Below are 13,084 nucleotides of genomic sequence, written 5' to 3'. Positions count from 1 at the left end.
CCGGTTACGCCGGCATGACTTCGGTCACCCGCCGGGTCGCCGATCGGCCGCATGCGGGTCGGCCGAGTGGCCGATGCACGCGGGCTCTTCGACCGAAGTGGCACCCCGGGCAAGATCCATACCGTCGGTGGCATGACGAACGCACAGGTCACGGCCCTGCAGTACGGGTTCATCGGGTTCCTCGCGCTGTGGGTCGTGGTGCTCGTCCCGCAGCTGATCACCCAGCTGGCCCGCCACGGCGGCCTGCGCCTGCGCGGCCTCGCCACGACGGCGGCGGTGCTGCTCTACGGCTGCATGACCTTCGCGGTCGTCTTCCTGCCGCTGCCCGGCCCGGGCACCCGCCGGCTGACGCAGACGGTGCAGCTGCACCCGTTCCAGTGGATCGCCGACATCCACACGGAGCTCCTCAAGCACGGCGGGGAGTGGTTCACGACGCAGACGTTCCAGCAGGCGTGCCTGAACGTGCTGCTGTTCGTCCCGCTGGGGGTGTTCGCGCGGATCCTCTGGCGCCGAGGGCTCGTCGGCACGACGCTGATCGGCTTCACGGCGTCACTGTTCATCGAGTTCACGCAGGTCACGGCCAACTTCGGCACGGCACCGTACGTCTACCGCATCTTCGACGTCGACGACCTCATGAACAACACGTTCGGCGCGGGCGTCGGCTGGGTGTTCGGCGCGCTGCTGCTGACGCTCCGGCGTTCACCGGTCCACGTGCAGCCGGCCCGGCGCGAGCGGGTCCACCTCGCCCAGACGCGCTAACCGGGCTTTCCGCTGCAGGGCAGCCCGCTTGGCGGCCCGCCGGTCTTCGAGCACGACGACGAGCGCGGCGACGGCGAGGACCAGCGCGACCAGCCCGAGGACGATCGGAAGCTGCACGAATCCTCCTCGGTACGGCGCTGTGCGGGAGATCACATAGGTTACGCAGGTTCGTGGTGAATTCGCTACCCCCTGCGACGGGGGCGGGCGGAGAACCAGCTCCGGTCGGGGGTGAGCCAGCGGTCGAAGGCGAGATCGGCCGAGGTCAGGACGTCGTCAAGAACGAGGCGGCGGCAGGTGAACTCTTGACGCCACCGCCGCCCGCGCGCCGCGTAGTGGACGGTCGCCGAGAGCAGATCGCCGCGGCGGACGACGTCGGAGAGTTCGATCTCCACGTCGCCGAGCAGGCCGCCCTGCCCGGACGCGACGGTGTCGAACCACTCGGGCGGATGCCACTCGACGATCAGCCGCCCATCCGGCCCGAGGTGCTGCCGCGCGGCGGCGAGCATCGCCTGCCGGTCCGCGTCCTTTTCGGTGTTGACCAGCCGGCTGCCGAGGAGCACGACGTCGAAGGTCCGCCCGAGGTCCAGATCCCCGATCCGCGCGCGAACGGCCGGAGCACGGACGTGCGCGAGCATGGCCGCCGAATCATCCACGGCGACGACCTCGTGCCCCAGCTCGACGAGCGGGTGCGTGACGCGGCCGGCGCCACTGCCGAGTTCGAGGATCGAGGCGCCCGGCGGAGCGGCCGCGTGCACGATCTCCGCCTCACCGTTCGGCGGCAGGAGCAGGTAGACCTCGACCGGCGAGCCGTCCGCAGTGACCTCCACAACCCGAGCGTGCCGGAAACTGGACCCGTGAGCACCCGACCCACGAAGGACCAGCTGGCCGCAGCGCACAACGCCACCATCCCCGACGTCATCGTCCCCGGCCTCGACGTCCTCTTCTGCGGCATCAACCCCGGCCTCTACTCCGGCGCCCTCGGGCAGCACTTCGCGCGCCCCGGCAACCGCTTCTGGCCCGCGCTGCACGCCGGCGGCTTCACCCCGCGCCGCTACACCCCCGATGAGCAGGACGACCTCCTCGACCTCAAGCTCGGCATCACGAACGTCGTCGCCCGGACCACGGCCCGCGCCGACGAGCTCTCCGACGACGAGCTGCGTGAAGGCGGGAAACTGCTCGTCGCCAAGGTGCTCGAGTACCGCCCCCGGTGGCTGGCCGTCGTCGGGATCGGGGCCTACCGGACCGCTTTCGGCTTCCCGAAGGCGCACGTCGGCCCGCAGGACCACCGGATCGGTGACACCCGGGTGTGGGTGCTGCCCAACCCCAGCGGGCTGAACGCGCACTGGACGCCAGCCGGGCTGGGGGCCGAGTTCGGGCGGCTGCGGGCCGCATCCGATGACTGTCGAAATCGTTGAACGGCTGCGGGCCACCCTCAGTAGCGCCAACCGCCCCATCAGGTCCCATCCTGGCCGGCCGGGTCGACTCGACAAGATCGACTTCTACCCACAGTTTGCTGTGACCTGCGGGTTGGGCCATGAGGGGGAATTGGCGTCATGAGCTGCGCAATCGCGACTCGTACCAAGCAGGAGGAGTCACTTCTGGCCGGTCCCGGCAGGGGGGACCGGACGATGCCGGGAGGCGTCCCCAGGAGCGACGGCGCAGAGACGGAGGCCCACGATGCACGGCATCGAGCCCAGCCGCAGGCCCAGCGGGCCGGCCGGACCCGGCGGGCGCAGTCTCGGCGTGGCGGTCGTCGATCCGGTCCCGATCTTCCGCGACGGCCTCGCCGCGCTCGTCCACCGCAGCCAGGGGCTGCACTGGGCGGGCCAGGCCGCCAGCCACCACGCCGCGCTGCAGCTCTGCGAGCAGGTCAAACCGGACGTCGTCGTGCTCGACTCGGCGCTCGACCCGAACTGCCACCTGACCAAGCTGCTCAACGCCGGTGACCCGGCGCTGATCCTGGTCACCCTGATCCGGGACGCCAACCGCACGCAGCAGTACCTCGCGGCCGCGATCGCCGCGGGCGCGCACGCGATCGTGCCGCGGTCGATCGATTCGCGACGGCTCGCCGAAGCGATCCGGCGGGCGCACACCGAACGCCGTTACATCGATCCGGCGCTGGCCGCCCTCACCGCCCGGCCGAAGCGCACGACCACCCCGAAGGGCGACGACAGCCCGCCGGCGCCGCGCGGCGGGATGCCGCTGTCCCGGCGCGAGTACCAGGTGCTCCAGCTGGTCGCCGAGGGTCTCGAGAACTCGGCGATCGCGAAGCTGCTCTTCCTGTCCGTCGAGACGGTCCGGACGCACGTGAAGAGCATCCTGCGGAAGCTTTCCGCCCGGGACCGGACACACGCGGTGACGATCGCCTTCCGCAGCGGGATCCTGGTCGCCCGGGCCGAGGACGGTCACCTCCCGGTGACTGCCGACACAACGGCCCTTCCGGGCCAGCGTTGACCCGGAAACGGCCCGGATTTCCCTTACCCGGAAGTGCGGATCTGCTTGCTCTGGTTACCCGCAGGTAATATCCTGAAGTTACCGGCGAGTAAGGCGAACATGTGCCCGGCCGGGGAGCCGAACACATTGGAGTGACGACATGGGCCACTACAAGAGCAACGTCCGAGACCTGGAGTTCAACCTCTTCGAGGTGCTCGGCGTGCAGGAGCGCCTTGGCCAGGGTGTGCTCGCCGAATCCGACGAAGAGACCGCCCGCGGGGTGCTGTCCGAGCTGAACAAGCTCGCGACCGGCCCGCTCGCCGAGTCCTTCGCCGACGCGGACCGCAACCCGCCGGTGTACGACCCGAAGACGTTCAGCGTGAAGATCCCCGAGTCGTTCAAGAAGAGCTACCAGCAGCTCCTGGACGGCGAGTGGTGGCGCCTCGGCCTGACCAACGACCTCGGCGGCTTCGGCCTGCCCCCCACGGTCCAGTGGGCCGCGTCCGAGCTCATCCTCGGCGCCAACGCCCCGCTGTTCATGTACCTGGCGGGCCCGAACTTCGCCATGATCGTGAACAAGAACGGCACCGAAGAGCAGAAGCACTGGGCCCAGCTCATGATCGACCGGGCCTGGGGCGCCACGATGGTGCTGACCGAGCCGGACGCCGGCTCCGACGTCGGCGCGGGCCGCACCAAGGCCGTGCAGCAGGAGGACGGCTCCTGGCACATCGACGGCGTGAAGCGGTTCATCACCTCGGCCGAGCACGACATGAGCGAAAACATCATGCACCTCGTGCTGGCGCGCCCCGAGGGTCCCGGCATCGAGACCAAGCCGGGCACCAAGGGCCTGTCGCTGTTCCTCGTACCGAAGTTCCACTTCGACTCGAAGACCGGCGAGCTGGGCGAGCGCAACGGCGCCTACGTCACGAACGTCGAGCACAAGATGGGCATCAAGGCCTCGACGACCTGCGAGCTGACCTTCGGCCAGCACGGCACCCCGGCCAAGGGCTGGCTGCTCGGCGAGGTCCACGACGGCATCGCGCAGATGTTCCAGGTCATCGAGTACGCCCGGATGATGGTCGGCACGAAGGCCATCGCGACGCTGTCGACCGGCTACCTCAACGCGCTCGAGTACGCCAAGGAGCGCGTCCAGGGCGCCGACCTGCCGAACATGCTGAACAAGGCCGCTCCGCGCGTCACCATCACGCACCACCCGGACGTCCGCCGCTCGCTGATGCTCCAGAAGGCGTACGCCGAGGGCCTCCGCGCGGTGTACCTCTACACGGCGTCGTTCCAGGACCAGCTGTGGACCGGCGAGGGCGACCAGAAGCTCGCGCACGGCGTCAACGACCTGCTGCTGCCGATCGTCAAGGGCGTCGGCTCCGAGCGCGCCACCGAGCAGCTCGTGCAGTCGCTGCAGACCCTGGGCGGCTCCGGCTTCCTGCAGGACTACCCGATCGAGCAGTACATCCGCGACGCCAAGATCGACTCGCTGTACGAGGGCACCACGGCGATCCAGTCGCTGGACTTCTTCTTCCGCAAGATCATCCGCGACAAGGGCGCGTCCCTGGCCTTCGTCGCCGGCGAGATCACGAAGTTCATCGAGTCCGAGGCGGGCAACGGCCGGCTCAAGAACGAGCGTGCGCTGCTCAAGCAGGCCCTCGAGGACACCCAGGGCATGCTCGGCTCGCTGATCGGCTACCTGACGACGTCGCAGGAAGACCCGCAGAACATCAACAAGGTCGGCCAGCACACGGTCCGCCTGCTGATGTCGGTCGGCGACCTGCTGATCGGCTGGCAGCTGCTCAAGCACGCCGAGGTCGCCATCGGCAAGCTCGACGCGGGCGCGTCCGCCAAGGACGTCCCGTTCTACGAGGGCAAGATCGCCGTGGCCTCGTTCTTCTCGAAGCAGGTGCTGCCGGAGCTGACCGCCCGCCGCGCCATCGTGGAGGCCGCCGACAACGCGCTCATGGAGATCGACGAAGCCGCGTTCTGATCAACGCATTCCGCCGAAGGGCCCCTTCCGACCCGGAAGGGGCCCTTCGGCGTTTCGAGGGCATACCGCCGGGGAATTCCGTCTGCGAGCTCGCGGGACCGAGTGGCCGGACCCGCGACCACCGAGAGGAGAAAAGTCGATGACTATCGCCGGCATCATCAGCGCCATCATCGTCGGGCTGATCATCGGTGTTCTGGGCCGGCTGGTCGCTCCCGGCAAGCAGAACATCCCGATCTGGCTGACCATCGTGATCGGTATCATCGCCGCCTTCATCGGCACGGCGATCGCGCGCGGTCTCGGGTACGCCGACACCAACGGCATCGACTGGCTGGAGATCCTCACCCAGGTCGTGTTGGCCGCGATCGGTGTCAGCATCGCCGCGGGCGCCTACGGCCGTCGCGGTGTAACCAGGTAATCCCCACGAACCTCGGCCCGGCCAGTCCACCTTCGGGTGAACCGGCCGGGCCGTTTTTCGTGGCTACCGCCCGGTCGAGGCCCGCGCGAGCGCGACGGCGAACCCGGCGCCCACCAGCAGCAGGGCCGCGGCCCAGAGCATCGTCGTGGTGATGGCGTGCGCGGACGAGCCGCCGGCGAGCGTCAGGAACAGGCTCCCGAACGTCGCCACCCCCACGACCTGGCCGAGCTGCAACGTCGTCGTGAGCAGACCGCTGGCGTCCGCCGCACTCGCGAGCGGGACGTGCGTGAGGGCGTGCGCCATCAGCGACCCGAACGCCAGGCCCATGGACAGGCCGAACAGCACGAGCGCGGCGAAGAACAGCGCGCCGCCCTTGCCGCCGTCCCGCAGGCTCAGCCCCAGCAGCGCGTACGCGATCGCCGATCCGACGTAACCGAGCGGCGTCAGCGCCGCGTGGACGCGGTCCGGCAGCTTGTTCCAGAAGAAGCCGCAGATGCCGAAGACCACGCCGCCGGGCGCCATGGTGAGGCCGGCGGCCAGCGCCGTCTCCCCGAGGCCCGCCTGCAGGTGCAACGCCACGCAGAAGAGGAACCCGCCGTAGGACGCCACGCCGGTGGCCAGGGCGGCCAGTCCCGGGGCGACCCCGCGGACCTCGAGGACGCCCAGGTTGACCAGCGGGTCGCGCACCCGGCGTTCCACGACCACGAACAGCACGGCCAGCAGCAGACCGGCCGCGAGCGAGACGAACGTCCACGCGGGCCAGCCGGTTTCGTGCCCGACGACCAGCGGCAGCACGACGAGCACCACCGCGGGCACGGCGATCGCGAGCCCGGCGAGGTCGAGCCGGCGGCCCGCCTTGGCCGCCCCGCCGGGGACCAGCCGCAGGGCGAGCACGGCCACGACCACGCCGATCGGCACGTTCACCAGGAAGATCGGCCGCCAGCCCGCGCCGAAGAGGTCCGCGCCGACGAGCACCCCGCCGAGGACCTGGCCGGCCACGAACGCGACCGAGATGACCGCGGTGTACGCGCTGAGCGCCCTGGCCCGCGCGGGGCCGGTGAACTGGGCCTGGATGACGCTGATGACCTGCGGCATCATCAGCGCGGCCCCGGCGCCCTGGGCGATGCGCGCGACGATCAGCGTCACCGGGTCGGGCGCGAAGCCGCACAGCAGCGAGCAGACGGTGAAGGCGACGACGCCGGTGACGAACAGCCGTCGCCGTCCGAACAGCTCGCCGAGCCGGGCGCCGGTGATCAGGAGCATCGCGTAGCCCACGGTGTAGCCGGAGACGACGAGCTGCAGCGCGGCGCCGGACGCGTGCAGGTCGGTGCGGATGTCGGTCATGGCGACGTTCACGACGGTGACGTCGAGCAGCGCCATGAACTGGCCGAGCAGGAGGACGGCCAGCATGAACCACGGCCGCCGGTCCGGCCGCGCGGCCCGGTCCGGGGTGGCCTGGGCATCGGTGGTCAAAGTCATGGCTCCGACCTTGGGGTTCGGCGGTTGCGGGCGGAGAGAGCCTGCTGATGCTGGTACCGGGAACACCTGCTTGTCCCGAAATTGTCGTACCCCTCGGGCACCATGTCCGGCATGACGTCAACGCAGGTCCACGCCAGCCGCCGGGAGGAACTCGGCCAGTTCCTCAAGGCGTGCCGGGCGCGGATCGGCCCGGCCGAGGTCGGGCTGCCGCCCGGCGTGCGCCGCCGCACCAGCGGGTTGCGGCGGGAGGAGGTCGCGCTGCTCGCCGGCGTCGGCGTCACCTGGTACACGTGGCTCGAACAGGGGCGGCCGATCAACGCGAGCTCGCAGGTGCTCGACGCCGTGGCGCGCACGCTGCGGATGGACCACCCCGAGCGGGAGCACCTCTACCGGCTGGCGGAGCTGACGCCGTCGCGGCTGCCGTCGTCGGTCGAGGAGGTGCCGGAGGCGGTGCGCGAGGTGCTGCGCGCGCTCGATCCGCTGCCGGCCACGGTGGTCAACGGCCGGTTCGACGTCCTCGCGTCGAACGCGGCGCAGGAGGACCTCTTCTGGGAGTGGCACAGCCTGCCGTGCCTGCACAAGAACCTCCTGTGGTGCTGCGTGACCGAGCCGAACGCGCGGAGCTTCCTGCTGAACTACGACGACGAGGTGCCGCACATGGTCGCGCGAATGCGCGCCGAGTACGGCAGCCACGTCGGCGACCCGTCGTGGGAGGAGGACATCCGGCGGCTGTCGGCGCTGAGCCCCGAGTTCGCCGGGCTGTGGGCGCGCCACGAGGTGGCCGAACCGCGGCCGCGGCTGCGGGAGTTCGAGCACCCTCGGGCGGGCCGGATGCACTTCCGGCTGACCGAGCTGGCCGTGTCGGAGGCGCCGGGCCTGCGGATCCAGGTGTCCACTCCGGACAACGCCTCGACGTGGGCGTTGCTGCCGCGGACTCGGAGGTCGTCGTGACGGCACTCGATCTGAGCGATCAGGGGCTGACGTCGGTGCCTTCGGTGCCATCCGAGGTCACCCGGCTCGACCTGTACAAGAACTCGATTCCGGAGGTGCCGGAGTCACTGTGGTCGCTGACGTCGCTGCGCGTGCTGAACCTCGCGGCGAACCGGATTTCCGCGCTGCCGCCGGGGATCTCGGCGCTGACGTCGCTGCACACGCTCGACTTGGCGCACAACCGGTTCGACTCGCTGCCGGACGAGCTGGGTGAGCTGGCCGGGCTCACCGAGTACCTGTACGTCAGCGACAACCGGCTGACGAAGGTCCCGGACGCTTGGTGCGGGCTGGGAAAGCTGCGGTACCTGGGGTGCACGGACAACCGGCTCACGGCGTTGCCCGCGGACCTCTCCGGGTTCGCGGCGCTGCGCGAACTCCGGCTCTACCGCAACGAGCTGACCGCGCTGCCGGAGTCGATCGGTTCGCTGAGCGCGTTGCGGGAGCTGCACCTGCGCGGCAACCGGCTCACCGCGCTGCCGTCGTCGATCGGCTCGCTGAGTGAGCTGCGTCAGCTGGACCTGCGGGAGAACGCGCTGACGACGTTGCCGGCGTCGCTCGCGCGTCTGTCCAAACTGGACAAACTGGATCTGCGGTGGAACAAGCACTTCCGGGAGCCGGTCTGGCTGCGCGACTTCGAGGAGGCTGGTTGCATGGTCCTTCGCTGACAACTCAACACAGAACGGTCGGACGCGGACCGTAGGTCGCCGTGTGCGACGTCCGCCTGACCTCGGTGCCGCTCGCGATGTCGTAGAGCACGCGCGTGTCGGTGACGCTGAACCCGGACGAGCCGATCGACGGCCGGCACGGGCCGCTCCCACCGGAGCCGAACTGGATCGGGGGTGGTTCGCCGGGGGTCTGCGCGCCGGTCTGGCCCTCGACGCGGAAGTGCCGGGTGCCCCAGATCCGGACGGTCACCGAGTCGCCGGACACGGTGGCCTGGATGGCGATGCCGGTCGCCGCGTCGTTGGTCAGCTTGAGCTCGACCGGGCTGCCGTCGGCGTTGACGGCCTTGGCGTCGCGGCCCGCGGGGTAGCGGTCGAGGTAGTGGTCGTGCTCCAGGTGGCCGGCGTCCGCGAGGCCGGCGAGGTAGGCGGCGTTGTACAAGGTGGACGCCAGCTGGGAGACACCGCCACCGACGACGTCCGCGCCCGTGCCGTCCTCGTCGACCGGGGCGGGCACGTAGCCGGCGTCCGCGGTGCGCGGCCCGGAGCGGCCGCCGAGGCTGAAGGTCTCGCCGGGCTTGACGATGGTGCCGGACACCCGGGCGGCCAGGGTCTGGTTGTTCGTCGCGGCCGGGCCGGCCAGGCCACCGGTGGTGAACTCGCCGATGACCTCCTTGATGCCGAGCGCACTGGCGGCGTCGGTGGTCACGCTGGGCGCCGACGCGCTGTAGACGACCGGGAGATCGCGCTCGCCGGTCTTCTTCAGCACGTCGATCAGGGGGAGGAAGGTCTTCTCCCAGTCGACCTTGCGGGCGTCCTCGGAGGGCTCGACGGTGGGCTGGTCGCCGCTGAAGACGATCTGCGCGTCCTTGCCGTCGGTCTCGGTGCTCGCGAGGTCGTCCTTGAGGGCGGCTTGCAGCTTGCCCTGGTCGATCCGGACCTCGACGGCCCCGCCCTCGACCGCGGCGAACTGGAACGACGAGGCGATGGCGGCCGGCTTCAGCGGGACGTCCTTGCCCTGGCCGTGGACCACGACCGGCTTCGCGACGGCGGGCACGACGATCTGCTGGTAGGCGGCCTGCACGCCGGCCGCGGTCGCCTTCACGGGCGTGACCGCCATGGCGAGCTTGACCCCGCCGGGGTCGAGCCAGTGGTCGGTGACGGTGTGCACGGCGCCGGCGAGATCGGTCAGCTGCTGACCCTGCCGCGGCAGGATCGGGAAGGGCGTGACACCGCCATCGCTGCCGGCGATCGGGGCGAACCCGACCGAGCCTTCGGTGGCGGGGTGGTTCAGCCTGCCCTCGGCGAGCTCACGCAGGGCGTCGCTGATCCGGTTGGGGTCGGTGCGCGTGGCGACCCCGACCTCGCGGCTGGTGAAGAAGGACATGATCCGCGTGATCGGGCTGAGCGGCTGGTGCCCGGCGAGCCCGAGGGTGTTCGGCCAGTCGAGCCCGAGCCCGGACTGCGAGGGCACGAGTTCGGCCTGCACGTCCCCGCCCCGCACGGCAACGGGCCGGATCAGCCGCGGCTCGAGCTCCCGCCGCAGCTTGGCTTCGGCATCGGCGTGCGAAAGCCCTCCGACATCGATCCCGGCCACAGTCACCCCGCGCGGAACATCGCCGGCGCTGACGGCGAGATCGATGGCGTAGAGGATGACGAAGAGGCCGAGCGCGAGCCCGATGGCCATCATGGTCCGGGCGACGCCCTTGCGCAGCTTCCGCGCGGGAGTGTCGGGAGCGGGCGGTGGGGCCGGGGTTTCGAGGAGTTCGCCGAGCAGATCATCGGGAAAGAGATCGGTGGCCACGGCGGTCCCGGTGGCGGCGGGTTTGGCGGCGGCGGGCTTGGCGGGCACATCGGGTTCGACGGCGGGCCAGACCGGCGGCAACACGGGAGCGATCTCGACGGCGGTCACCGACGGCCCGGGGTCTTCCTCGGCCCCGGCCACCGGCTCAGCCGCCGGCTTCGGAGCCTCGATGGCCGGCTCCGCCGGGGTAGCCTCCGGCGCCACGGGCTCGGCTGGTGCGTCCGTGCCGCCGCGTTCGAGTTCGCGTGTGTCCGCGCCCTCGGTCACCTCTTCGTCCGCCACGCCCCTGCCTCCCGGGGACCCGACCCGACCTACAGGTAGAGCCCCGTCCCGTGCTCGGTCCGCTCGGTCGCCACCGCGTGGATGTCGCGTTCGCGCATCACCAGGTGCCCCTCGCCCTGGATTTCGACCTCGAGCTGGTCCTCCGGGTTGAACAGCACGCGGTCGCCCGCCTTGACGTTCCGCACACTGTTGCCCACGCCCAGTACATCACCCCAGGCCAGGCGGCGCGCGACCTGCGCCGTCGCGGGGATCACGATGCCGCCGCTGCTGCGGCGCTCCCCCTCTTCCGGCGACAGCCGCACGAGCACCCGGTCGTGCAGCATCTGGATTTCGAGTTTCGGCCCGTCAGACACGGCCTGCATGTTACTCGGCAGTCCGCGGTTCACCGGCCATGACCAGACTCAATTCCCGAGCCCCGCCGCTTTCCAGCCGCACCGGCACGCCCCAGTCCTGCCGGGTGATCCGGCACGCCGGGTGCTCGCCGCCGTCATCGCAGCTGGCCGCCTGCGCCACCACCTGCAGCACGCCTTCGCCCGCGGCCAGGCGGATCTTGCGGCTCAGGTCCGTGCCGGTACCGCCGCCGTCGACCAGCAGCGACGGCGGCGACGCGCTGATCTCCAGCCGCGTCGACGGGCCGAACCGGTCATCCAGCTTCTCGCCGGGCGGTGCCGTGAACACGACCGAAAAGTCGATCTCGCCCGGCGCCAGCACCGTCGGCGGGCGGCGCACGGCGTGCGCGTCGCCGGCCACGACCGTCGGCTCGGCGGCCGGCAGCGGGCCGATCCGGTGGCCCGCCGACTCGACGACCAGCAGCTCGCCGTCGTGCAGCAGCAGGCCCTGGGGCTCGGCGAGCCCGGTGGCGATCGTGGTCACCTCGCGGGTGAAGACGTCGAAGCGGCGGACAGCACCGTTGTAGGTGTCGGCGATCGCGATCTTGTCGCCGGGCAGCACGGCCAAGCCCAGCGGGTGCTGGAGCAGCGCCTTGTCGGCCGGGCCGTCGGTGTGGCCGAAGGAGAAGAGGTCGACGCCGATCGCCGTCTGCACGGTGAACGACTCGCCGTCGGGCTCGATCCAGCGCAACGCCGACGTCTCCGCGTCGACGAGCCACAGCTTGTCGCCGTCGACGGCCAAGCCGGACGTCTGCGCGAAGAACGCTTCGCTGACATCGCCGTCGCGGAGGCCCTCGACGGTCGTCCCGGCGAAGCGGCGGATCGTGCCGCCGACCGGGTCGAAGACGCTGAGCGTGTGGTTGCCCGCCATGGCGACGACGATCCCGCCGGCCGGGCCCCACCAGGCGACGTCCCACGGGCTGGTGAGGTCGACCTCGGCACCCTTGCCGGCGTCCGGCCCGTTTCGCCACTGCGCGCCGGTGCCGGCGACCGTCGTCACCTCGCCGGTGATCAGGTCGAGGCCGCGCAGCCGGTGCCCGGCCGTGTCGGCGACCACGGCGTGGTAACCGACGCGCTCGGCGACGTCGTACGGCAGCAGCGCGATGCCCGACGGCTCGGCGAACGTCGCGATGTCGAACGGACCGTCCTGCCCGCCGCGCTCGCCGCTGCCGAAGCGGCGGATGACGGTCTCGCCGTCCGAAGCGAACTCGACGATCGCGTGGTGCCCGGTGTCGGCGACCAGCACGCGTCCTTCGGCCGTGGCGACGGCCTTGCTCGGGAACCGCAGCTCGCCGGGCTGCTCCTCGACCGGCACGTACGGGCTGCCGCCGCGGCGCAGCGTCCCCTTGGCTTCGTGCTTCGTGACCAGGTCGGCGATGACGCGACGAAGCGCCTCTTCGTGCCCTTCACCGGCGGCGACGTGCACGACGTACCCCTCGGGGTCGACGACCACGAGCGTCGGCCACGCGCGGACCGCGTACTGCGACCACAGTTCCATCTGCGGGTCGTTGACGACCGGGTGGTGCACGTCGTAGCGCCGGACCGCGGCTTCGATCGACGCGCGTTCGCCCTCGTGCAGGAACTTCGGCGAGTGGACACCGATCGTGACCAGCACGTCCGCGAACTCGGCCTCCAGCGGGCGCAGCTCGTCGAGCACGTGGAGGCAGTTGATGCAGCCACTGGTCCAGAAGTCCAGCAGCACGACGCGGCCACGCAGCTCGACGAGGGTGAGCGGGCGGCCGCCGGTGTTCAGCCAGACGTCACCGCGCAGCTCGGGGGCGCGCACGCGGCTCTGCGGTCGTGGGGAAGTCACGGCATGAGTGAACTACACGCGTTCACGCTCTGTTCCGCGGTCCGCCCGATGAGAGAACAAAC

Annotated in this window: 13 protein-coding genes; 7 read left to right on the top strand and 6 right to left on the bottom strand. The window is 70.9% G+C overall.

Annotated elements, in window-relative coordinates; genetic code table 11:
• Window positions 1-132 precede the first annotated feature (132 nt).
• Window positions 133-759: a VanZ family protein gene (locus tag ABZW17_RS09500; protein ID WP_354811421.1), complete on the top strand. Its 627-nt coding sequence runs from the start codon at window positions 133-135 to the stop codon at window positions 757-759.
• Here the strand turns inward: ABZW17_RS09500 and ABZW17_RS09495 are convergent.
• Together ABZW17_RS09495 and ABZW17_RS09490 are read right to left on the bottom strand one after the other, a co-directional pair.
• Window positions 700-876: a hypothetical protein gene (locus tag ABZW17_RS09495; RefSeq protein WP_003058066.1), complete on the bottom strand. Its 177-nt coding sequence runs from the start codon at window positions 874-876 to the stop codon at window positions 700-702. The genes ABZW17_RS09500 and ABZW17_RS09495 overlap by 60 nt on opposite strands.
• 65 nt (window positions 877-941) lie before the next feature.
• Window positions 942-1,586 (bottom strand): class I SAM-dependent methyltransferase, encoded by a 645-nt coding sequence (locus ABZW17_RS09490; RefSeq protein ID WP_354811419.1) that lies wholly within the window; start codon window positions 1,584-1,586, stop codon window positions 942-944.
• Window positions 1,587-1,613: 27 nt separating this feature from the next.
• On the opposite strand from ABZW17_RS09490, the gene mug reads away from it, so the two are divergent.
• The 4 genes from mug (at window position 1,614) to ABZW17_RS09470 (ending at window position 5,603) form a co-directional block, all read left to right on the top strand.
• Window positions 1,614-2,174, top strand: a complete 561-nt coding sequence (gene mug / locus ABZW17_RS09485; protein WP_354811417.1) for a G/U mismatch-specific DNA glycosylase — start codon at window positions 1,614-1,616, stop codon at window positions 2,172-2,174.
• A 262-nt stretch (window positions 2,175-2,436) separates the two neighbouring features.
• Entirely contained in the window at window positions 2,437-3,213 is a 777-nt protein-coding gene (locus tag ABZW17_RS09480) for a response regulator transcription factor (protein WP_354811415.1), read from the top strand.
• A gap of 139 nt (window positions 3,214-3,352) precedes the next feature.
• Window positions 3,353-5,188: an acyl-CoA dehydrogenase gene (locus ABZW17_RS09475; protein ID WP_354811413.1), complete on the top strand. Its 1,836-nt coding sequence runs from the start codon at window positions 3,353-3,355 to the stop codon at window positions 5,186-5,188.
• Between the two features lie 139 nt (window positions 5,189-5,327).
• Window positions 5,328-5,603 carry a GlsB/YeaQ/YmgE family stress response membrane protein gene (locus ABZW17_RS09470; protein ID WP_354811411.1) on the top strand — a complete coding sequence of 92 codons (276 nt, stop codon included), beginning with the start codon at window positions 5,328-5,330 and terminating at the stop codon, window positions 5,601-5,603.
• Between the two features lie 63 nt (window positions 5,604-5,666).
• On the opposite strand, the gene ABZW17_RS09465 is transcribed toward ABZW17_RS09470, so the two are convergent.
• A complete protein-coding gene (locus tag ABZW17_RS09465) occupies window positions 5,667-7,082 on the bottom strand; it encodes an MFS transporter (RefSeq protein ID WP_354811409.1) in 1,416 nt (471 codons plus the stop codon).
• Between the two features lie 111 nt (window positions 7,083-7,193).
• Between ABZW17_RS09465 and ABZW17_RS09460 the strand changes: the two genes are divergently transcribed.
• Window positions 7,194-8,033 (top strand): helix-turn-helix transcriptional regulator, encoded by an 840-nt coding sequence (locus tag ABZW17_RS09460; protein ID WP_354811407.1) that lies wholly within the window; start codon window positions 7,194-7,196, stop codon window positions 8,031-8,033.
• Entirely contained in the window at window positions 8,030-8,737 is a 708-nt protein-coding gene (locus ABZW17_RS09455) for a leucine-rich repeat domain-containing protein (protein ID WP_354811405.1), read from the top strand. Before ABZW17_RS09460 ends, ABZW17_RS09455 begins: the two co-directional genes overlap by 4 nt.
• A gap of 4 nt (window positions 8,738-8,741) precedes the next feature.
• Here the strand turns inward: ABZW17_RS09455 and ABZW17_RS09450 are convergent, their stop codons facing one another.
• Genes ABZW17_RS09450 through ABZW17_RS09440 form a run of 3 tightly spaced genes read right to left on the bottom strand, consistent with a single transcriptional unit; the run spans window position 8,742 to window position 12,995 of the window.
• A complete protein-coding gene (locus ABZW17_RS09450; protein WP_354811403.1) occupies window positions 8,742-10,820 on the bottom strand; it encodes a VanW family protein in 2,079 nt (692 codons plus the stop codon).
• Window positions 10,821-10,849: 29 nt separating this feature from the next.
• Window positions 10,850-11,182, bottom strand: a complete 333-nt coding sequence (locus ABZW17_RS09445) for a co-chaperone GroES (RefSeq protein ID WP_354811401.1) — start codon at window positions 11,180-11,182, stop codon at window positions 10,850-10,852.
• Between the two features lies 1 nt (window position 11,183).
• A complete protein-coding gene (locus ABZW17_RS09440; protein WP_354811508.1) occupies window positions 11,184-12,995 on the bottom strand; it encodes an NHL domain-containing thioredoxin family protein in 1,812 nt (603 codons plus the stop codon).
• Window positions 12,996-13,084: the final 89 nt, after the last annotated feature.

This window comes from Amycolatopsis sp. NPDC004625, from assembly GCF_040609695.1.
GTDB lineage: Bacteria > Actinomycetota > Actinomycetes > Mycobacteriales > Pseudonocardiaceae > Amycolatopsis.
This window is presented reverse-complemented; position numbering and strand designations above follow the sequence as displayed.

Excerpts from the sequence above, each read along its gene's own strand:
- ABZW17_RS09470 (WP_354811411.1), top strand. The coding sequence starts at position 5,328 with ATGACTATCGCCGGCATCATCAGCGCCATCATCGTCGGGCTGATCATC.
- ABZW17_RS09445 (WP_354811401.1), bottom strand. The coding sequence starts at position 11,182 with ATGCAGGCCGTGTCTGACGGGCCGAAACTCGAAATCCAGATGCTGCAC.
- ABZW17_RS09475 (WP_354811413.1), top strand. The coding sequence starts at position 3,353 with ATGGGCCACTACAAGAGCAACGTCCGAGACCTGGAGTTCAACCTCTTC.
- ABZW17_RS09460 (WP_354811407.1), top strand. The coding sequence starts at position 7,194 with ATGACGTCAACGCAGGTCCACGCCAGCCGCCGGGAGGAACTCGGCCAG.
- ABZW17_RS09500 (WP_354811421.1), top strand. The coding sequence starts at position 133 with ATGACGAACGCACAGGTCACGGCCCTGCAGTACGGGTTCATCGGGTTC.
- ABZW17_RS09465 (WP_354811409.1), bottom strand. The coding sequence starts at position 7,082 with ATGACTTTGACCACCGATGCCCAGGCCACCCCGGACCGGGCCGCGCGG.
- ABZW17_RS09480 (WP_354811415.1), top strand. The coding sequence starts at position 2,437 with ATGCACGGCATCGAGCCCAGCCGCAGGCCCAGCGGGCCGGCCGGACCC.